The organism is Microbacterium sp. 16-032, from assembly GCF_041079455.1.
GTDB classification, from domain to species: Bacteria; Actinomycetota; Actinomycetes; order Actinomycetales; family Microbacteriaceae; genus Microbacterium; species Microbacterium testaceum_A.
On sequence record NZ_JBFYGQ010000004.1, the window covers coordinates 320,000 to 338,890 of the forward strand.

18 protein-coding genes are annotated in these 18,891 nt (G+C 70.8%); 14 read left to right on the forward strand and 4 right to left on the reverse strand.

Annotated features, from left to right (window positions below):
• The first annotated feature begins 8 nt into the window (after positions 1-8).
• The 4 genes from AB6V31_RS10270 to paaK are packed head-to-tail and all read left to right on the forward strand — an operon-like array spanning position 9 to position 4,673.
• Positions 9-827: a 3-hydroxyacyl-CoA dehydrogenase family protein gene (locus AB6V31_RS10270; RefSeq protein ID WP_268104933.1), complete on the forward strand. Its 819-nt coding sequence runs from the start codon at positions 9-11 to the stop codon at positions 825-827.
• Positions 824-2,881, forward strand: coding sequence for a phenylacetic acid degradation bifunctional protein PaaZ (gene paaZ / locus AB6V31_RS10275; protein WP_369365458.1), 2,058 nt, complete (start codon positions 824-826; stop codon positions 2,879-2,881). The genes AB6V31_RS10270 and paaZ overlap by 4 nt, the downstream gene beginning before the upstream one ends.
• The gene (gene paaI / locus AB6V31_RS10280) at positions 2,878-3,366 is read left to right on the forward strand and encodes a hydroxyphenylacetyl-CoA thioesterase PaaI (protein WP_369365461.1); all 489 of its coding nucleotides are present in this window, start codon (positions 2,878-2,880) and stop codon (positions 3,364-3,366) included. The genes paaZ and paaI overlap by 4 nt, the downstream gene beginning before the upstream one ends.
• Complete coding sequence (gene paaK, locus AB6V31_RS10285) at positions 3,363-4,673, forward strand: phenylacetate--CoA ligase PaaK (protein WP_268104376.1); 1,311 nt, start codon at positions 3,363-3,365, stop codon at positions 4,671-4,673. Before paaI ends, paaK begins: the two co-directional genes overlap by 4 nt.
• A 142-nt stretch (positions 4,674-4,815) precedes the next feature.
• Here the strand turns inward: paaK and AB6V31_RS10290 are convergent, their stop codons facing one another.
• Positions 4,816-5,478 carry an HAD family hydrolase gene (locus tag AB6V31_RS10290; protein WP_369365463.1) on the reverse strand — a complete coding sequence of 221 codons (663 nt, stop codon included), beginning with the start codon at positions 5,476-5,478 and terminating at the stop codon, positions 4,816-4,818.
• A gap of 105 nt (positions 5,479-5,583) precedes the next feature.
• Between AB6V31_RS10290 and paaA the strand changes: the two genes are divergently transcribed.
• From paaA to AB6V31_RS10325, 7 genes are all read left to right on the forward strand, one after another.
• Positions 5,584-6,567 (forward strand): 1,2-phenylacetyl-CoA epoxidase subunit PaaA, encoded by a 984-nt coding sequence (gene paaA / locus AB6V31_RS10295; protein WP_369365464.1) that lies wholly within the window; start codon positions 5,584-5,586, stop codon positions 6,565-6,567.
• Positions 6,567-6,872 carry a 1,2-phenylacetyl-CoA epoxidase subunit PaaB gene (paaB, locus tag AB6V31_RS10300; RefSeq protein WP_055838158.1) on the forward strand — a complete coding sequence of 102 codons (306 nt, stop codon included), beginning with the start codon at positions 6,567-6,569 and terminating at the stop codon, positions 6,870-6,872. Before paaA ends, paaB begins: the two co-directional genes overlap by 1 nt.
• A gap of 107 nt (positions 6,873-6,979) precedes the next feature.
• The gene (gene paaC / locus AB6V31_RS10305; RefSeq protein WP_268104932.1) at positions 6,980-7,756 is read left to right on the forward strand and encodes a 1,2-phenylacetyl-CoA epoxidase subunit PaaC; all 777 of its coding nucleotides are present in this window, start codon (positions 6,980-6,982) and stop codon (positions 7,754-7,756) included.
• Positions 7,750-8,235, forward strand: coding sequence for a 1,2-phenylacetyl-CoA epoxidase subunit PaaD (gene paaD / locus AB6V31_RS10310; RefSeq protein WP_369365465.1), 486 nt, complete (start codon positions 7,750-7,752; stop codon positions 8,233-8,235). Before paaC ends, paaD begins: the two co-directional genes overlap by 7 nt.
• A complete protein-coding gene (gene paaE / locus AB6V31_RS10315; RefSeq protein ID WP_369365466.1) occupies positions 8,235-9,371 on the forward strand; it encodes a 1,2-phenylacetyl-CoA epoxidase subunit PaaE in 1,137 nt (378 codons plus the stop codon). The genes paaD and paaE overlap by 1 nt, the downstream gene beginning before the upstream one ends.
• 5 nt (positions 9,372-9,376) lie before the next feature.
• Complete coding sequence (locus tag AB6V31_RS10320; protein WP_369365711.1) at positions 9,377-10,147, forward strand: enoyl-CoA hydratase/isomerase family protein; 771 nt, start codon at positions 9,377-9,379, stop codon at positions 10,145-10,147.
• A 37-nt stretch (positions 10,148-10,184) separates the two neighbouring features.
• Complete coding sequence (locus tag AB6V31_RS10325; RefSeq protein WP_369365468.1) at positions 10,185-10,931, forward strand: hypothetical protein; 747 nt, start codon at positions 10,185-10,187, stop codon at positions 10,929-10,931.
• A gap of 93 nt (positions 10,932-11,024) precedes the next feature.
• On the opposite strand, the gene AB6V31_RS10330 is transcribed toward AB6V31_RS10325, so the two are convergent.
• A complete protein-coding gene (locus AB6V31_RS10330) occupies positions 11,025-11,312 on the reverse strand; it encodes a Fe-S cluster assembly protein HesB (protein WP_056229095.1) in 288 nt (95 codons plus the stop codon).
• Between the two features lie 115 nt (positions 11,313-11,427).
• Entirely contained in the window at positions 11,428-12,279 is an 852-nt protein-coding gene (locus AB6V31_RS10335) for a LuxR C-terminal-related transcriptional regulator (RefSeq protein WP_268104368.1), read from the reverse strand.
• Between the two features lie 140 nt (positions 12,280-12,419).
• On the opposite strand from AB6V31_RS10335, the gene AB6V31_RS10340 reads away from it, so the two are divergent.
• A complete protein-coding gene (locus tag AB6V31_RS10340) occupies positions 12,420-12,773 on the forward strand; it encodes a DUF485 domain-containing protein (protein WP_369365470.1) in 354 nt (117 codons plus the stop codon).
• Positions 12,770-14,386: a cation acetate symporter gene (locus tag AB6V31_RS10345; RefSeq protein ID WP_369365472.1), complete on the forward strand. Its 1,617-nt coding sequence runs from the start codon at positions 12,770-12,772 to the stop codon at positions 14,384-14,386. Before AB6V31_RS10340 ends, AB6V31_RS10345 begins: the two co-directional genes overlap by 4 nt.
• Positions 14,387-14,448: 62 nt before the next feature.
• Here the strand turns inward: AB6V31_RS10345 and AB6V31_RS10350 are convergent, their stop codons facing one another.
• Positions 14,449-14,982, reverse strand: a complete 534-nt coding sequence (locus tag AB6V31_RS10350; protein WP_056229080.1) for a methylated-DNA--[protein]-cysteine S-methyltransferase — start codon at positions 14,980-14,982, stop codon at positions 14,449-14,451.
• Between the two features lie 199 nt (positions 14,983-15,181).
• Here AB6V31_RS10350 and AB6V31_RS10355 point away from each other — a divergent pair, with 199 nt between their 5' ends.
• Complete coding sequence (locus tag AB6V31_RS10355) at positions 15,182-18,889, forward strand: AAA family ATPase (RefSeq protein WP_369365474.1); 3,708 nt, start codon at positions 15,182-15,184, stop codon at positions 18,887-18,889.
• Positions 18,890-18,891: the final 2 nt, after the last annotated feature.

Genomic DNA, 18,891 nt, shown 5'->3' on the forward strand with positions numbered 1-18,891 from the left:
TCGTCGGGGTGCTCGGCGGAGGCCGCATGGGTGCGGGGATCGCGCACGCGTTCCTGCTCGCCGGCTCCCGCGTGCACGTCGTCGAGCGCGACGAGGCCGCCGCCGCCCAGGCACGGGAGCGCGTCGAGACCGCCCTGGCCCGCTCGGCCGAGCGCGGAACGCAGATTCCGGATGCCGACACCCTCACCACCGGAGTCGACGGGGATGCATTCGCCGAGGCGGGCCTCGTGATCGAGGCCGTGCCCGAGGATCGCGACCTCAAGCGCGACGCCCTCGCGCGGATCGAGGGGGCTGTGCAGGACGACGCGGTCGTGGCATCCAACACCTCCTCCATCTCGATCGACGCGCTCGCCGCATCTCTCGCGCGTCCCGACAGGTTCCTCGGGCTGCACTTCTTCAACCCCGTCCCGGCGTCGGCGCTCGTCGAGGTGGTGACCGGCGAGCGCACCGCCGCCGCGGTCGTCACGCGGGCGACGCACTGGGTCGAGGCGATCGGCAAGGCCGCGGTCGTCGTGCGCGATGCGCCGGGCTTCGCGTCAAGCCGGCTGGGGGTCGCGCTCGGGCTCGAGGCGATCCGCATGCTCGAGGAGGGTGTCGCCACCGCGCACGACATCGACACGGCGATGGAGCTGGGCTACCGGCATCCGATGGGACCCCTGCGCACCACCGACATCGTCGGGCTCGACGTGCGCCTCGGCATCGCCGAAGAACTCGAGCGCGCGTTCGGCGCGCGTTTCACCCCGCCCGCTTTGCTGCGCGACCTCGTCGCCGAGGGGCACCTGGGCCGCAAGACCGGCCGCGGATTCTACGAATGGAGCGCCTCATGACCTTCCTCCCCAGCTACGTGAACGGCGCCTGGTGGGCACCCGAAAGCGACTCCGACGCGGCGATCGTGCGTGACGCCTCGACGGGGGAGGAGATCGTTCGCATCAGCACGCGCGGACTCGATCTCGCGGGCGCGGTCGCCTACGCGCGCACCACCGGCCAGAAGAGCCTCGGTGCCCTCACCTTCCACCAGCGCGCGATGGTGCTGAAGAACCTCGCGATCGCGCTGAACGAGCGTCGCGAAGAGCTCTACGCCCTCTCGGCGCGCTCCGGCTCGACCCGCCGCGACTCGCTCAGCGACATCGATGGCGGCATCGGCGTGTTGTTCACCTTCTCGTCGAAGGCGCGGCGCGAGCTGCCCGCCGGAAAGGTCGTGCTCGACGGACCGATCGAGCCCCTGTCGAAGGACGGCTCGTTCCTCGGCCGGCACGTCTACACGCGCCTGCCGGGCGTCGCGGTGCAGATCAACGCCTTCAACTTCCCGATGTGGGGCGCGCTCGAGAAGTTCGCTCCGGCCTTCCTCGCCGGGCTCCCCACGATCGTCAAGCCCGCAACCCCGACGGCCTATGTCGCCGAGGCGTGGGTGCGCATGGTCGTCGAGACCGGCCTGCTGCCCGAGGGCTCGCTGCAGCTGGTGAGCGGAAGCGTCCCGGGCCTGTTCGACCTGCTCGACCTCGGCGACACCGTCGGGTTCACCGGCAGTGCCTCGACCGCCGAGCGCCTGCGCGCCCAGGCGAAGCCCGGCGTGCGGTTCACGAGCGAGACCGACTCGATCAACGCCTCGATCCTCGGCCCCGACGCCACCCCCGGCACCCCCGAGTTCGACGCCTACGTCAAGCAACTGCTGGTCGAACTCACGACCAAGGCGGGTCAGAAGTGCACGGCGATCCGCCGCGCGATCGTGCCGACGGGCATGACGGATGCCGTGGCCCAGGCGCTGCGCGACAAGATCGCCGAGCGCGTGGTCATCGGCGACCCACGCGCCGAGGGCGTGACGATGGGGCCGGTCGTCTCCCTCGAGCAGCGCGACGAGGTGCTCCGCCAGGTGCGCGCCCTCACCGATGCGGGTGGGCGCTTCGTGGTGGGATCCGCGGAGACGCCCGAGGGTGCTCCTACCGATGGCGCGTTCCTGCAGCCGATGCTGCTCGCCTTCGCGGATGCCGCGACCCCGGCCGTCAACGACATCGAGGCGTTCGGCCCGGTCGCCAGCATCGTCGAGTACGCCGACGTCGCCGAGGCCGCGACCATCGTGGGCCGCGGCGGGGGATCGCTCGTCACCAGCGTCGCCACCCACGACCCCGACGTCGCGACCGAGCTGCTCACCCGCATGGGCGCGATGAACGGCCGCGTGCTCTTCCTCGACCGCGACGACGCCCGCACCTCGACCGGACACGGCGCCCCCGTGCCGCACCTCGTGCACGGCGGACCCGGCCGCGCCGGCGGCGGTGAGGAGCTCGGCGGCATCCGCTCAGTGCTCCACTCCATGCAGCGCACCGCGATCCAGGGCTCGCCCCGCATGCTCACCGCGTTGACCGGGGTGTGGCATCCGGGAGCCGAGACCGACTCCGCCGGGACGCATCCGTTCCGCAAGCCCCTCTTGGACCTCCGAATCGGGGATGCCGTGGAATCGGCCGAACGCGAGGTCACCCTCGACGACATCGAGGTGTTCGCGAGATTCACCGGCGACACGTTCTACGCGCACATGGACGAGGAGTCGGCGGCGGCGAACCCCTTCTTCCCGGGCCGCGTCGCGCACGGATACCTGCTCGTGTCGTGGGCGGCCGGCCTCTTCGTCGACCCCGCGCCCGGCCCGGTGCTGGCGAACTCGGGGCTCGAGAACCTGCGCTTCGTCACTCCCGTCTCACCCGGTGACCGCATCCGCGTCGCCCTGACGGCGAAGCAGATCACCCCGCGCGAGACCGACGAGTACGGCGAGGTGCGCTGGGATGCCGTGATCCGCAACCAGAACGACGAGCTCGTCGCGCAATACGACGTGCTCACGCTCGTGGCCAAGACGTGGGCGCCCGCTCCTCGGTCGGAGGGGGTGCTCGCATGAGCCTGCGGCCGATGATGCGCAACGACAACGCCTCGCGCATGCTCGGCATGGTCGTCGAGCACGCCGCGCCGGGGGAGTCCCGCGTGTCGATGACCGTGCGCGACGACATGCTCAACGGCTTCGCCATCACCCACGGCGGGCTCGTGTTCACCCTCGCCGACACGGCCTTCGCGATCGCGTGCAACGAAGACGAGCGGGTCACGGTCGCCGGGGGCGCCGACATCACGTTCTTGAAGTCGACGACGGCGGGGCAGACGCTCACCGCGACGGCCGCCCGTCGCGCGCGGAGCGGGCGGACGGGCCTGTACGACATCCGCGTGACCGATGAGACGGGCGACCTCGTCGCCGAGGTGCGCGGCCGCAGCATCACGACCGACCGGCGGCCGCCGGAGGCTGAGCCCGTCGAAGCCGCCAGCCGCCGCGCACCCCACGACCCCGCCCCCGAGCGCGACGAGGCGCTCACGACCACGGAGGTGTCCCGATGACCCTGACCGCCGCATCGCGCCCCGACTTCCTGGCATCCGTCGATCCGACCGCGATCCCGCTCGAGAGCCTGCGCGCGCTGCAGCTCGAACGGCTGCAGTGGACCGTCCGCCACGCCTACGAGAACGTCGCGCTCTACCGACGCAAATTCGACGAGGCCGGCGTTCACCCCGACGACATCCGCAGCCTCGACGACATCCGCCTGCTGCCCTTCACGACCAAGGCCGATCTGCGCGAGACCTACCCCTTCGGCATGTTCGCGGTGCCGATGGCCGACGTCCGCCGCATCCACGCGTCGTCGGGTACGACCGGGCGCCCCACCGTCGTCGGCTACACCGCGGGCGACCTCGACCGGTGGGCCGATCTCGTCGCGCGGTCGCTGAGTGCTGCCGGCATCCGCGCCGGGGATCGCGTGCACAACGCCTACGGCTACGGCCTGTTCACCGGCGGTCTCGGAGCCCACGCGGGGATCGAGCGCCTCGGCGCGACCGTCATCCCCATGTCGGGTGGGCAGACCGCGCGGCAGGCGCAGCTCATCCAGGACTTCGAGCCGGATGCCATTCTCTGCACGCCCAGCTACCTCCTGACGATCGCCGACGCGCTCGAGTCCGCCGGCGTCGACCCGCGGTCGACCTCGCTGAGGGTCGCGGTGCTCGGTGCCGAGCCGTGGACCAACGAGATGCGCCACGAGATCGAGCGTCGCCTCGACCTCGTCGCGGTCGACATCTACGGCCTGAGCGAGGTGATGGGTCCGGGCGTGGCATCCGAGAGCGCCCTGACGAAGGACGGTCCGCACATCTGGGAAGACCACTTCCTCCCCGAGACGATCGACGGCGACAGCGGAGAGCCCGTCGGCGACGGCGAGCTCGGCGAGCTGGTGTTCACCTCGCTCACGAAGGAGGCATTCCCGGTCATCCGCTATCGCACCCGCGACCTCACCCGGCTGCAGCCCGGCTCGGCGTTCCCCGCGATGAGGCGCATCGAGAAGATCACCGGCCGCAACGACGACATGATCATCCTGCGCGGGGTGAACCTCTTCCCGACGCAGATCGAGGAGATCGTGCTGGGCATCGAGAAGCTCACTCCGCACTTCGTGCTCGAGCTGCGTCGCGAGGGACGAATGGATGCCATGACCGTGCGCATCGAGCGGCATCCGGCCCTCGACCGCGAGGTGTGCGAGGCCGCGGGCGTCGTGCTGCAGCAGCGCATCAAGGTGCTGATCGGCACGACCGTCGACGTGCGCGTCGAGGAGCCCGGCGTGCTGCCGCGCAGCGAGGGCAAGTACAAGCGCGTGTACGACCTGCGCTGACGTCCCGGCGATCGAGGGTGGCCGCCCCGCCCGTGCGCTGAGGACGCACCGCTTCGTCGAGGACGCAGACGTTCGGTGGCCATCTGGTGCGTCCTCGACAAACGCGTGCGGTCTCGCCGACGCGGCGCGGCCGCGGGGCGTCTCAGGCCTCCGGGCGGGCGAGCGGCGTCTCGTCGAGTCCGTCGATGAGATCGCGGAGGCTGTCGAACACGCGAACGGCTCCGGCATCCCGAAGCTCTTCCGGAGAGAAGCCACCCGTGCGCACGGCGATCGTGGAGATGCCGGCCTTCCGAGCGGCGATCGCGTCCCAGGGGGAGTCCCCGATCATGATGCCGCGCGAACCCGGCACGCGATCGAGTGCCGTCTGAACGAGGTCGGGCGCGGGCTTGCTCGCCTCGACGTCGTCGGAGGTGGTCCAGGCGTCGGCGAGTTCGCGAGCTTCGACAAGGTCGAGGAAGTGCTCGACATGATCGCTCTTGCCGGAGCTGGCGAGGACGATCTGGAACCCACGCCTCTTCACCTCCGCGAGAAGGTCGTGCGCTCCCTCGAAGGGTTTCACCTCGTCGATGAGGGGGTCGAACTCCTCGGTCCACGCCGTCCGCAAGGCCTCGCCGTGCTCGCGCTCGACGTCGTCGCTGGTGAGGGACGCGACGAGCTGATCCCCGCCCATGCCGATGGCGCGGTGGATCCGCCAGATCGGCAGCACGATGTCGTGCCGCAGGAACGAGCGGTACCACGCGAGGGCGTGCTGGTAGTTGGTGTCGACGAGGGTGCCGTCGACGTCGAAGAGCGCGGTGTCTGCCATGTCCTCCACGACACACGTCCGGTGCCGCGGGTGCACGCCCGTTGCAGTCCCTCGCGCCCTCCGCTACAGTTTTACTGAACGATCGGTCTGTAAAAGGAGTCGACGATGACGATGACCGCCCCCACGACGGATGCCGCGCCCGAGCAAGAAGACGGCAAGGCGATGTTCGACGCCCTCATCGAGGCCGACGGACGCATCGAGCCGCGCGACTGGATGCCCGACGGCTACCGACGCACGCTCATCCGCCAGATCTCGCAGCACGCGCACTCGGAGATCATCGGAATGCAGCCCGAGGGGGCGTGGATCACGCGCGCCCCGAGCCTCAAGCGCAAGTCGATCCTGCTCGCCAAGGTGCAGGACGAGGCCGGTCACGGGCTCTACCTGTACTCCGCCGCGCAGACCCTCGGCATCACGCGCGACGAGATGACGCAGCAACTGGTCGACGGCAAGGCGCGGTACTCGTCGATCTTCAACTACCCGACCCCGACGTGGGCCGACATGGGGGCGATCGGCTGGCTCGTCGACGGCGCCGCGATCTGCAACCAGGTGCCCCTGTGCCGCGCCTCGTACGGACCGTACGGACGCGCGATGGTGCGCGTCTGCAAGGAGGAGTCGTTCCACCAGCGCCAGGGATTCGAGATCCTGCTGACGCTCATGCAGGGCACCGACGAGCAGCGGCAGATGGCTCAGGATGCCGTGGACCGGTGGTACTGGCCGAGCCTCATGATGTTCGGACCGCCCGACGACGACTCGCCCAACTCGGCACAGTCGATGGCGTGGAACATCAAGCGTTTCAGCAACGACGATCTGCGCCAGCGGTTCGTCTCGATGCTCGTGCCGCAGGCCGCGGTGCTGGGCGTGACCCTGCCCGACCCCGAGCTGCGTTTCAACGACGAGACCGGCCAGTACGACATGGGCGAGATCGACTGGACCGAGTTCCACGAGGTGCTCGCCGGTCGAGGGCCGCTCAACCGCCAGCGTCTGCAGAACCGTCGCGCCGCGCACGAAGAGGGCGCCTGGGTGCGCGAGGCCGCGGCGGCCTATGCCGCGAAGAAGAGCGCCGCCCGTACCGAGACGGCGGCGGCCTGATGGCCACCCCCGGCGGCAGCCCCGCCGAGACCTGGCCGCTGTGGGAGGTCTTCGTGCGCGCGAACCGCGGTCTGAGCCACGTGCACGTGGGCTCGCTCCACGCCCCCGATGCCGAGCTCGCGGTGCGCAACGCCCGCGACCTCTACACCCGTCGCGGCGAGGGCGTGTCGGTGTGGGTCGTGCCCTCGGATGCCGTGACGACGAGCGACCCGGGAGCCAAGGGCGCCTTCTTCGAGTCGCCCGCGGGAAAGAACTACCGGCACGCGGTGTACTACACCGCCTCCGAGGGGGTGCCGCACCTGTGAGCACCTGGACCGACCACGGTGCAGCGCCGGCGGCTGAGCCCGTCGAAGCCCCTGATCCCCCGCACGGCGACGATCCGCACGGCGACGTCTCGCTCGACGCGCGCGAGCTGTCGGCCGAGCTCGCCGGGGGAGAGGGCCGCGCGACCGACCCCGACGTCGCCGCCTACGCCCTGCAGCTCGGCGACGACGCCCTGATCCTGTCGCAGAACCTCTGCGGCTGGATCGCCCGTGCGCCCGAGCTCGAAGAAGACGTCGCCCTCGGCAACATCGCCCTCGACCTGCTCGGCCACGCCCGCTCGCTCCTGCGCTACGCGGGGTCGTACGACGGCCGCAGCGAAGACGACCTCGCCTACTGGCGCGACGAGCCCGACTTCCGCAGCGCCTGGCTGTTCGAGCTCCCGAACGGCGACTTCGCCCACACGATCGCCCGTCAGCTCCTGGCATCCGCGTACCTGCTCGAGCTGTACCGCGACCTCACGGCATCCGCCGATCCGGTGATCTCGGCGGTCGCGGCGAAGGCCGAGAAAGAGGTCGACTACCACCGCGACCACGCGGTGCAGTGGACGCTGCGTCTCGCCGGCGGCACCGACGAGTCGCGCCGACGCTTCCTCGTCGCCCTCGACGACGTGTGGCCCTATCTCGACGAACTGTTCCGCGACGAGCCGCTGCACGAGCGGCTCGACGGAATCGCCGTGCGCCCGTCGTCGCTGCGCGGTCGCGTCGACGACGTGCTCGCCGCCGTTCTGGCCGAAGAGGACGTTCCCGTGCCCTCGATCCCCGGTTCATCCGCGGGGGGTCGCCGGGGTGCCCACCATCCCTCGTTCGGGCCGTTGCTCGCCGAGATGCAGGTGCTGGCCCGCCGGCATCCGGGGGCGACATGGTGACCGCGACACTCGCGCACGCGCGCGAGGTCGTCGCGGCCGTCGTCGACCCCGAGGTGCCCGTGCTCACGATCGACGACCTCGGGGTGCTCCGCGACGTGCGCCTCGACGGCGACACCGTGACCGTCACGATCACCCCGACCTACTCGGGCTGCCCCGCGGTCGACGCGATCCGCGACGACATCGTGCTCGCGCTGACCTCGGCCGGCTTCGACCACGCCGTGGTGAAGACGACGCTGACCCCCGCGTGGACGACCGACTGGATGAGCGACGACGGCAAGCGCAAGCTCACCGAGTACGGCATCGCCCCGCCGACCGGCCGCGCGCCCGCGGGACCCATCCGCGTGAAGCTCAGCGTCGCGTGCCCTCGCTGCGGATCCCTCGACACCCGCGAGGTCTCGCGCTTCGGCTCCACCTCGTGCAAGTCGCACTGGGAGTGCCGCGCGTGCCTCGAACCCTTCGACCACTTCAAGGCCCTCTGATGACGATGACGGATGCCGTGAACCCGGCCGCCACACCGGGAACCCCGCGCGCCCGCGCCCGCTTCCACACCCTCCGCGTCGCCGACGTGCGCCCCCTCACCCCGACCGCGATCGAGGTGACCTTCGCGGTGCCCGACGACCTCGCGGACGCATTCGACTACGCGCCCGGGCAGTACGTCGCGCTCCGCGCCCGTATCGACGGCGAGGAGCTGCGCCGCTCGTACTCGATCTGCCGGCCGCCGGCGCCCGGCTCGATCAGCGTGGGCATCAAGCGCGACCCCGACGGGCGCTTCTCGACCTGGGCGCACGAGGGCCTGCGCCCCGGCGACGAGGTCGACGTGATGAGCCCCCAGGGCACCTTCGTCTCGAAGGCCTCGACGGCCACGGGCCACGTCGTCGCGATCGCCGCGGGCTCGGGCATCACCCCGATCATGGCGCTCGCCGCCGACGTGCTCGAGCGCTCCGCCGACAGCCGCATGACCATCGTGTACGCCAACCGGTCGTCGACCGACGTGATGTTCGTCGACGAGCTCGCCGACCTGAAGGACCGGTATCCGTCGCGCCTGACGCTCCATCACGTGCTGTCGCGCGAGCAGCGCGCTGCGCCCGTGTTCTCAGGGCGCATCGACGACGAGCGGCTGCGGCTGATCCTCTCGCGGCTCATCGATCCGGCATCCGTCGACGAGTGGCTCCTGTGCGGCCCGTTCGCCCTCGTCGAGCTGTGCCGCGAGGTGCTCGCCGAGGTCGGCGTACCGCGCGAGCGCGTGCGGTTCGAGCTGTTCACCGCGGGAGACGGCGACGCCCCCGCGCAGGCCGGGGGAGCGCGCCCGGTGCGCCTGCGCCAGGACGAACCCGTGCGCCGCATCGACTTCACCCTCGACGGACAGTCGGCGTCGGTCGACAGCCCGGTCGCGGCGAACGAGACGATTCTCGCGGCCGCGCTCCGCGTGCGCCCCGATGTGCCGTTCGCGTGCGCGGGTGGGGTGTGCGGAACCTGCCGCGCCCGCGTGATCGAGGGCGCCGTGACGATGACCGAGAACTACGCCCTCGAGCCCGACGAGATCGAGCGCGGATACGTCCTCACCTGTCAGTCGCACCCGAGCATCGACGCCGTCCGCGTCGACTACGACGGGTGAGCGCGATGATCGACTACCGCTTCGACGAGGGCGTCGCCGAGATCGTGCTGAACGCGCCCTCCCGCCGCAACGCCCTCGGCCTCAACGACCTGCACGAGCTCGCCGCCGCGTACGACCGCGCCGAGGCCGACGGCGCCCGCGCCGTGCTGCTGCGCGGAGAGGGGCCCTCGTTCTGCGCCGGCCGTGACATCTCGGGCGTCGATCCCGCGACCGACGACGTCGGCGGCTACCTCGATGACATGCTGACCCCGCTGCTGCGCCGCATGGCGATGTTCCCCGCACCCACGTTCGGCGTCGCGCACGGTGCCTGCCTCGGCGTGGGACTCGGTCTGCTGATCGCCACCGACGTCGTCTACGTCGCCGACACCGCGAAGATCGGCTCACCCTTCGCCGCCCTCGGGGCGACCCTCGATTCCGGCGGTCACGCGCTGTTCGTCGAGCGCCTCGGCGCTCACGCCACGCTCGACCTCATCTACACGGGGCGGCTGATGTCGGGTGCCGAGGCCGTTCGTGCCGGACTCTTCTCGCGCGCTTTCCCGGCGGAGGAGCTTCAGGATGCCGCGTCCTCGGCGGCCCTCTCGGCCGCGGCCGGTCCGACGCAGGCCTTCGGCGCGAGCAAGCGCATCGTGAGCGCGATCCGCGACGAGCGCCTGGGCCTGTGGGACGCGATGGCGCTCGAGAACCGCGCCCAGGCGGCCCTCGCCGCCACGGACGACTACCGGGAGGGGTTCGCCGCCTTCCAGGCCAAGCGCCGTCCAGAGTTCACGGGGCGGTGAAGCGCGGCCGCGGGGCAGACCCTGCTTGAATCGGGAGATGCCGCGCATCGACGATGATGACGAATTGTCCGCCCTCCGCCGCCGGGCGTACGCGCCGGGCGGCGACATCGCCGACGACCCCGAGGCCCTCGGGCGCTTGATCGAGCTCGAGAGCCGCGACGGCTCCTCCTCGACCTCCGATTCCGGGTCGGCCCCGCCGGATGTGGAGGGGGCGCCGATCGAGGACAGCGCGGATGAGGGGCCGGACCCGGTACCCGACCCGCCGCGACGGAGGTTCCGGATGCCGCGCCTGCGGCGTTCCACGACGATCCTGCTGACCGCGGCGGCCCTGGTCGTCGTCTGCGCGGGGACCGCGCTCGTCCTCGTGCAGCGCGTGCAGACCGACCCTCTGCAGGTGGGCGCGACCCAGGTCGCCCGACTCGCGCCGGATCCGGGCTTCCGCCCGCCGAGCTCGTTCACGCGGGGAGTGTCGAGCGGAGTCATGTCGTACGCGGAGTTCGAGGGCTTCCGCGTCGCCGTGTACGCCTCGTTCGACGCCGGGGAAGGAGGGCCGAAGTGCATGACCGTCTGGCAACCCGCGCTGCTGCAGGAGCTGGGTGACGGCACGTCCTATGACGGCCAGTACCTCATGCCCTCCTGTGGGGCCGGGCTGTTCCCGCCCACCGCGACGATGCTCCTGAGCGAAGGCACCCCCGAATTGCGCAACGGCGACCTGCCCGCCGGCACCGCCCTGCAGTTCGTCTACGACGCCGCGAACGACGAGGTCGTGGTCTTCGAGGGCTGAGGTCCCGGCATCCGCCCCGCCCGTGCGCCACCCCCGCCGCACGCGACGATGCCCCGGCACGCGGCCGGGGCATCGTTCGACAGCGTCAGCGCGTCACGCGGCGCTGGTCACCGCGAACTGCACCGAGCCCTGCTCGGGGTCGATCTGCGCGTCGAGCACGCGGTCGTCGAGGACGGCGGCGGCGTCGCTGTCGAGGAAGACACGCGCTCCGGCGTTCTCAACGACGGCGTCGTCGGGCTGGGGGCCATCCACCACCGAGAGCGCGAACTGCGACTCGGGGGATCCCGCGCCTTCGATGCGGACGCCGCCCTGGGCGGCGTCCGGGAACTGGGCGGTGATGGTCTTCACGGCGGTCGTGGCCTCTTCGGTGAGCGTCAGCATGGTGACTCTCCTTCTCTGATCGACGACAGGAGTCAGCCACGATGCCGAGAATCCGAGCCGCGCTCAAGCTCAGGCCGTCATTGCCAGGGTTTTCCCACCGGCCTCTCGACCGGACTCAGGGCAGCAGGCCGGCGCGCCGCGCCCGCGTCACCGCCGCATGACGCGTGGAGGCGTCGAGCTTCGACATCGCCGAGGCGAGATACGACTTGACCGTGGTCTCGCGCAGGTGCAGCGATGCCGCGATCTCGCCGTTCGTCGACCCCACCGCGGCGCACGCGAGCACGTCGATCTCGCGACGGGACAGGTGCACCTCGGAATCGGATGCCGTGTCGCCGGCGTCTCCGGTGAGGGCGGCGAGACGCGCTTCGACGTCTTCGAGGCGACGGCGCACCTCGTCGTCGGACACCCTCGCCGCGATGCTGCGCAGCTGGGCGTAGCTCTCTCGGATCTCCTCGCGCGCTCCGGCGCCGAGTCCGTTCTCGGGGCCGGGGGCCGAGGCCAGTCGCCGCTCGACCTCGGCGCGCACGCGGAGCTCGGTGCCGAGCTCGCCGGCGACGTCGAAGGCGGGGCGCGCCTCGACGTCTCCGACCGGGGCCTGCGCCCACGATCCGCAGTACAGGACTCCGCGAGCCGCTCCGCTGACGAGGACGGGGACGGCGAACAGCGTGGCGATCCCCTCGCCGAGGATGGCGCGGTCGTAGTCGTGGGTGATCGAGCGAGACGTGCGGTAGTCCAGCGTCATGCGTGGGCGCCGCTCCACGAGGGCGCGACCACCGAGACCCCGCGACGCGTGGACGACGAGGCCCTCGATGCTGCGCGTGCGGGCGCCGACGATCGTGCTGACGTGGACGGCGCCGTCGTGCTCCAACCCGCCGAAGGCGACGGGGAAATGCGTACGGCGCGCGAGCTCGGCGACCGCGTGCGACACGAGGGTCGCATCGTCTCGAAGTGTGGAGGGTGCACTCACGCACTACCTACTTCCGGGGGTGACGGCTTCGTCGCCGCGTTTCGTAGCGTCGACCCTATCACCGGGGAAGCAGCGGCCGACCCGGACTTTTCCGCCGTTCGACGCAGCGTTGCGTCGCACTCATGAGGCAAGGAGGCCACATGACGGACCGTCGCATCGACGAAGCCCACAAGGGCGGCGTCGACTACATCGCGGTCGAGGAGTCCGCCCCGTTCCGGGAGTTGAAGAAGCGGCAACGCAGCTTCGTCTTCCCCCTCGCGGTGGCGTTCCTCGTCTGGTACTTCGTCTACGTTCTGCTGTCGTCGTTCGCGCCGGAGTTCATGGCGCAGCCGGTTTCGGGAGCCATCACGGTGGGGCTCGTGCTGGGGCTCGGCCAGTTCGCCACCACGTTCGCCATCACCATGGGCTACGTCGCGTATGCCAACCGCCGCCTCGACCCGGGGGCCGAGGCGTTGCGGGTCGAGCTCGAGCGAGCTGACGGGGGCCGCGCATGAACGACGTCTTCGCCAGCATCGAGGCGGCCGTGCAGACGGTCGAGAACAACCCGGTGCTGAACATCTCGATCTTCGGGGCGTTCGTCGCCGTGACCCTGTTCATCGTCATCCGGGCCAGCCGCAACAGCAAGACCGCGGCCGACTACTACGCCGCGGGCCGCTCGTTCACCGGACCGCAGAACGGGTTCGCGATCGCCGGCGACTATCTGTCAGCGGCCTCCTTCCTCGGTATCGTCGGCGCCATCGCCATCAACGGCTACGACGGCTTCCTCTACTCGATCGGGTTCCTCGTCGCGTGGCTCGTCGCGCTGCTCCTCGTCGCCGAGCTGATGCGCAACACCGGCAAGTTCACGATGGCCGACGTGCTGTCGTTCCGTCTGAAGGAGCGGCCGGTGCGCATGGCCGCGGCCATCACCACGCTGGCCGTCTGCTTCTTCTATCTGCTCGCGCAGATGGCCGGAGCCGGTGGCCTGGTGTCGCTGCTGCTGGGCATCACCGAGCGCGTCGGGCAGTCGATCGTCGTCGCGGTGGTCGGCATCCTGATGATCGTGTACGTCCTCATCGGCGGCATGAAGGGCACCACCTGGGTGCAGATCGTCAAGGCGTTCCTGCTGATCGGCGGCGCGATCGTCATGACGGTCTGGGTGCTGGCGATCAACGGCTTCAACCTCAACACGCTCCTCGAGAGCGCGGTGGCGGCCTCTCCCAAGGGTGATGCCGTCCTTGCGCCGGGCCTGCAGTACGGCAAGAACCCCTGGGACTTCATCTCGCTCGCGCTGGCCCTGGTGCTCGGCACCGCGGGTCTGCCGCACGTGCTGATGCGCTTCTACACCGTGCCGACCGCGAAAGAGGCGCGTCGCTCGGTGGTGTGGGCCATCTGGCTGATCGGTCTGTTCTACATCCTCACCCTCGTCCTGGGCTACGGCGCCGGTGCGATGGTCGGATCCGAGACGATCCTCGCCGCGCCCGGGGGAGTGAACGCGGCGGCGCCGCTGCTCGCCCTGGCTCTCGGCGGGCCGCTCCTGCTCGGGTTCATCTCGGCGGTGGCGTTCGCGACGATCCTGGCGGTGGTGGCCGGCCTCACGATCACGGCGGCCGCGTCGTTCGCGCACGACATCTACGCGAACGTCGTGAAGAAGGGCGACGTCCCGGCTGACGGCGAGGTCAAGGTCGCGCGGCGCACGGTCATCGTGATCGGCGTGCTCGCGATCCTCGGCGGCATCGGCGTGCAGGGGCAGAACGTCGCGTTCCTCGTGGCGCTGGCCTTCGCGGTCGCGGCGTCGGCGAACCTGCCGACGATCCTCTTCTCGCTTTTCTGGCGCCGCTTCACCACTCGCGGTGCCGTCTGGAGCATGTACGGCGGTCTGGGATCGGCCCTGGTGCTGATCTTCCTCTCGCCGGTGTTCTGGGGGACCGCGACGAGCGTGTTCGCCAACACGGGTGTGGCGATCTGGCCGCTGAACAACCCCGGCATCGTGTCGATTCCGCTCGGGTTCTTCCTCGGGTGGCTCGGGTCCGTCACGTCGCGGACGCCGGAGGATCCGCGCAAGGCCGCTGAGATGGACGTCCGCTCCCTCACCGGTTACGGCGCCGAGAAGGCCTCGAATCACTGACTGATAGATGCCCGGTCCCGCATCGCGAGGCCGGGCATCGTCGCGCGCGGCGCCCGGGGCGTTCAGGCCGAGGCGCGCAGGGTCTCGCCGAGGATCACGTCGCTCTCGAGCGAGAGCAGGTATTCCTTCACCTCGGGGTGGCCGCCGTATTCGCCGATCGAGCCGTCGGCGCGGACGACCCGGTGCACCGGGACGACGATCGAGAACGGCGACGACGCGCACGCCGTTCCCACCGCGCGGGCTGCTCGCGGGGCCCCGGCCATCATCGACACCTCGCCGTACGAGGCGACTTCGCCGTAGGGGATCTCGAGGGTGGCCTCGAGCGCAGCGCGGGTGAATCCGCGGGCGAAGCGCCAGTCGAGGGCGACATCGAAGGCCCGTCGCGTCCCGTCGAAGTACTCCTCGAGCTGCGAGACCAGGGGGTGGTCCGTGGGCTGATGGTGCTCGGGGACGACCCCGAGACGGTGCGCGATCTCGGCGCGCGCGAGCTCGAGACCGTCGAGGGCCACATTTAGACGCACGAGGGCGTCGTCGACGAAGGTCAGCAGGATCGGCCCGACGGGGCTGTCGTATTCGGTGCTGGTGACTCTGTTCATGCGCTCATCCTCATGACCGTGCCCGGGGCGTGCGCCGCGATCGCGCGCCAAGGGGGAGGATCTCGCCGACTCCCTACCTGGGGAGGAAGAGCCGGTGGCGCGGCGTGTCGCCGATTACCGCGAAACTCGGGCCCGCTGCGCACGATCCCGCACTGCCCGGCTTAGTCTGACAGGTGTGTGGCGAGCTGAGGACGGTGCCGTGATCGGCACTGACGGAGACGAGACGGTGTCGTCCGTCGATCCCGGCGACCTGCGATTGTCGGAACCCGGCATCGTGGTTCGCCACGTGGCCGACCCCGAACGCGACCGGATCCGGTCCGAGGCTGCGGCTCTCGGCGGACGTTCGACCCTCCTGCGCTTCGACGACGCCCGCGATGCCGGCATCGACATCACGAAGGCGCACCCGGGTTCGCTCCCGCAGTTCATCACGGGTCGCGCGACGATGCTGTCGAACCTCTTCCGCGACGAGGTGGCCCTGCGCACGGCCCGCATGGCCGCCGAGCGCATCACGGCGAAGAACGTCGAGCTGCGCACCGCGCGCGGCCTCGAGCCCGTGCACCTCGCGGTGGGCCTGTCGGCCTGGAAGATCGGGGGAGTGGAGTGGTCCGCTCCGGTCCTCCTGCGCCCGCTCGCCATCCGCCGCCACCACGGTGACTTCGAACTGAAGCTGCACGGCGCGTTCGTCATGAACCCCGAGCTCGCTCGCGCGTTCCGCACGCACCTCGGCATCCAGATCGATCCCGCGGCTCTCGCGGGCCTCGCCTACGACCAGGGCGTGTTCAAGCCGCAGCCGGTCATCGACCACATCCGCCGCCTCACTTCGCACGTGCCGACCTTCGTCGTGCACCCGCGTCTGGTGATCTCGTCGTTCGCCGACGTCGGATCGGGTATGGCTCGCGACACGCACGACCTCGACCACACCCTCTTGAACGCGCTCGCCGGTCACCCCGACGACCGCGCGCGCATCACGGTGCGTCGCGACGACCCGCAGGTCGTGAGCCCCGACGAGCGCACTCCCGCTGCCGACACCCTGCTCCTCGACGCGGATGCCGAGCAGGAGCGCGTCCTCGCCCGCATCGCCGCGGGGCAGTCGCTTGCCGTGCACACCCTTCCCGGCACGGGCGGCACGCAGACGGTCATCAACGCGATCGGGCAGCTCGTCCACGACAACAAGCGCGTGCTCGTGGTCAGTGCCCGTCGCTCGACGCTCGACGGCATCCGTCACCGTCTGGCCGGAGTCGGCCTCACGGGTCTCGCCGTCTCTCCGAACCACGTGCGTCGCGACCTCATCCGCGCGATCGGTCGCAACGAGAAGGCCGACCAGCCGAAGGTCGCCGAGATCGACGACGCCCTCGTGCGTCTGCGCACGGTCCTGCGCGACTACCGCTCCGCCGTGACCGAGCCGCACCTGGCGCTGGGCGTCTCGGCGCTCGACATCCTGCGCGCGCTGACGTCGTTGGCATCCACTTCTCCCGCTCCGTCGACCGAGGCCCGCTTCGATCTCGCGACCCTCGAGAGACTCGCCGGACGACGGGATGCCGCGGCCCGGGCGCTCGCGATGGCCGCGCGCCTCGGCGAGTTCCGCTTCGGGCCCGACGATTCGCCCTGGTACGGCGTCAGCTTCTCGCGGACCGAGGACGCGCGTGCGGCGCACGATCTCGCGGGCAAGCTCCACAGCAGCGACGTTCCTCGTCTGCTCGAGCGCGGGTACGAGCTCATCGCGCAGACGCGCATGCGCCCGTTCCAGACGGTGTCCGAGCTCGGGTCGTACCTGAAGCTCCTGCAGGGCATCCGCGAGTCGCTCGATCGCTTCAGCCCAAGTGTCTTCGAGCGTCCGCTCGGCGAGCTCATCGACGCGCACTCGCCGCGCCGCGACGCCTCCGCGATGAGCGGTCCCAACCGTCGTCGCCTCAAGCGGCTGTCGAAGGAGTACGTGCGCCCGGGCGTCCACGTGCCCGACATGTACGAGGCGCTCGTGCGCATCCAGCAGCAGCGTACGGAGTGGCAGCGCGTCGTCGACGCCGGCGTCACCCCCGAGGTGCCGCTGGGTCTCGCGGACGTCCACGTCGCGTGGCAGCGCACCGACGCCCTGCTCGGCGAACTCGATCAGATCCTCGGCCGTCAGGGCTCCGAGCGCCTCGCGACCCTGCCCGTGCAGCGTCTCGTGCGCACCCTCGCCGGTCTCGCCGCGGAGTCGACCTTCTTCGACAACCTCGTCGAGCGCGCGCAACTGCGTTCCGAGCTCGCGCGCCTGGGTCTCGAGCAGCTCCTCGTCGAGCTCTCGGTGCGCCACGTTCCCGAGGAGCGCGTGGGGGCCGAACTCGAGTTCGCGTGGTGGCAGTCGGCCCTCGAGCACCTGCTGCGCACCGACCGTGCTCTTCTCGGTGCGAACACGAGCGTCGTCGACCGTCTCGAGCGCGACTTCCGACTCGTCGACGAGGCCCACGCCGCTGCGGCCGGCCCGTTGCTCGCCGCTCAGCTCGCGACGCAGTGGCGTATCGGCATCGTCGATCACGCCGACGAGGCGGCCGCCCTCAAGCGCGTCCTGAAGGACGGCCTGCACACGGCGCAGGAGATGTCGGATGCCGCGCCCACCCTGCTGCGCACGCTCGCGCCGGTGTGGCTCGCGTCGCCGTACGAGGTTCCCGACGTTCCGACCGATCTCGCGTTCGACGTCGTCATCATCGCGGATGCCGCGGCCCTGTGCCTCGCCGAGGCGGCCCCGGCCCTGCGCCGGGCTCGCCAGGTCGTGCTGTTCGGCGACCCGGTGGTGCAGAAGCCCACCCCCTTCCGCGTGAGCGCGTCGATCGCCGCCGGCCCCGACGAGGCCGACGAGGTCCCCTTCGACGAGACCTCGGTCTTCGAGCGCATCGCCGAGCTGCTGCCCGTCGAGACGCTCACCCGCAGCTACCGCGCCGGCGGCGAGGATCTCTCGCAGCTGGTGAACGACGCCTTCTACGGCGGAGAGATCGTCTCGCTTCCCTGGGCCGGTTCGTACCTCGGCCGCGGCAGCCTGAGCGTCGATTACGTCGAGGGCGGTGTCGGTGCCCCCGACCCCGTCAGCGGCGCGGTCGAGAGCCCCGATGCCGAGGTCGCCCGCGTCGTCACGCTCGTCGTCGAGCACGCCGTGAACCGGGCGTCCGAATCGCTCATGGTCGTCACCGCCAGCCGCAAGCACGCCGAGCGCGTGCGTGCCTCGGTCGTGGCGGCGTTGGCCGGACGCTCCGACGTCGCCGAGTTCATCTCGAGGGATGCCGCCGAGCCCTTCGCCGTGCTGACGCTCGAGGAGTCCGTGGCCGAGAGTCGCGACCGCGTGGTGTTCTCGCTCGGCTTCGGTCTCACGCGCCACGGTCGCGTCCTGAGCGACTTCGGCGACCTGTCGACGCCCGATGGGGAGCGACTGCTCACCGTCGGGATGACGCGTGCTCGCCGCTCGATGGTGATCGTGTCGTCGATCCGTCCCTCGGCGTTCGACGACGGCCGCCTCGAGCACGGTGCCGCGACCCTCATGGGCATTCTGGGCAATGTCGCGTCGCGCAGCCGCGAGACGCGCCTCGAAGACCTCGCCGATCCGCTGACCCGCGCCCTGGCGCGCGAGCTGCGCAGACTCGGCATCGAGGTCGACGTCGATTACCGCGGGTTGCTTCCCCTCGTCGCTCGCTACCAGGGCAAGGCGGTGGTGGCCGAGAGCGATCCCGAGACCATCGGCGAATCCCTCCGCGAGACCCTCCGTCTGCGGCCGCAGATCCTCCGCCGCCTCGGCTGGCACTACGTGCGCGTGCACGCGTTCGATCTGTACAGCGACCCCGCGGGCGTGGCATCCCGTATCGGGGAGCTCCTGGGGCTCGCTCCCGACGACGCGGTCGCCCCCGACGCGACCACCGAGTCGCTCGATCTTCCCGACTGAGT

What these genes read in the sequence shown, in the direction of transcription:
- paaZ (WP_369365458.1), top strand. Translation starts at nt 824, where the DNA reads ATGACCTTCCTCCCCAGCTACGTGAACGGCGCCTGGTGGGCACCCGAA.
- paaI (WP_369365461.1), top strand. Translation starts at nt 2,878, where the DNA reads ATGAGCCTGCGGCCGATGATGCGCAACGACAACGCCTCGCGCATGCTC.
- paaK (WP_268104376.1), top strand. Translation starts at nt 3,363, where the DNA reads ATGACCCTGACCGCCGCATCGCGCCCCGACTTCCTGGCATCCGTCGAT.
- AB6V31_RS10290 (WP_369365463.1), bottom strand. Translation starts at nt 5,478, where the DNA reads ATGGCAGACACCGCGCTCTTCGACGTCGACGGCACCCTCGTCGACACC.
- paaA (WP_369365464.1), top strand. Translation starts at nt 5,584, where the DNA reads ATGACGATGACCGCCCCCACGACGGATGCCGCGCCCGAGCAAGAAGAC.
- paaB (WP_055838158.1), top strand. Translation starts at nt 6,567, where the DNA reads ATGGCCACCCCCGGCGGCAGCCCCGCCGAGACCTGGCCGCTGTGGGAG.
- paaD (WP_369365465.1), top strand. Translation starts at nt 7,750, where the DNA reads ATGGTGACCGCGACACTCGCGCACGCGCGCGAGGTCGTCGCGGCCGTC.
- paaE (WP_369365466.1), top strand. Translation starts at nt 8,235, where the DNA reads ATGACGATGACGGATGCCGTGAACCCGGCCGCCACACCGGGAACCCCG.
- AB6V31_RS10320 (WP_369365711.1), top strand. Translation starts at nt 9,377, where the DNA reads ATGATCGACTACCGCTTCGACGAGGGCGTCGCCGAGATCGTGCTGAAC.
- AB6V31_RS10325 (WP_369365468.1), top strand. Translation starts at nt 10,185, where the DNA reads ATGCCGCGCATCGACGATGATGACGAATTGTCCGCCCTCCGCCGCCGG.
- AB6V31_RS10330 (WP_056229095.1), bottom strand. Translation starts at nt 11,312, where the DNA reads ATGCTGACGCTCACCGAAGAGGCCACGACCGCCGTGAAGACCATCACC.
- AB6V31_RS10340 (WP_369365470.1), top strand. Translation starts at nt 12,420, where the DNA reads ATGACGGACCGTCGCATCGACGAAGCCCACAAGGGCGGCGTCGACTAC.
- AB6V31_RS10345 (WP_369365472.1), top strand. Translation starts at nt 12,770, where the DNA reads ATGAACGACGTCTTCGCCAGCATCGAGGCGGCCGTGCAGACGGTCGAG.
- AB6V31_RS10350 (WP_056229080.1), bottom strand. Translation starts at nt 14,982, where the DNA reads ATGAACAGAGTCACCAGCACCGAATACGACAGCCCCGTCGGGCCGATC.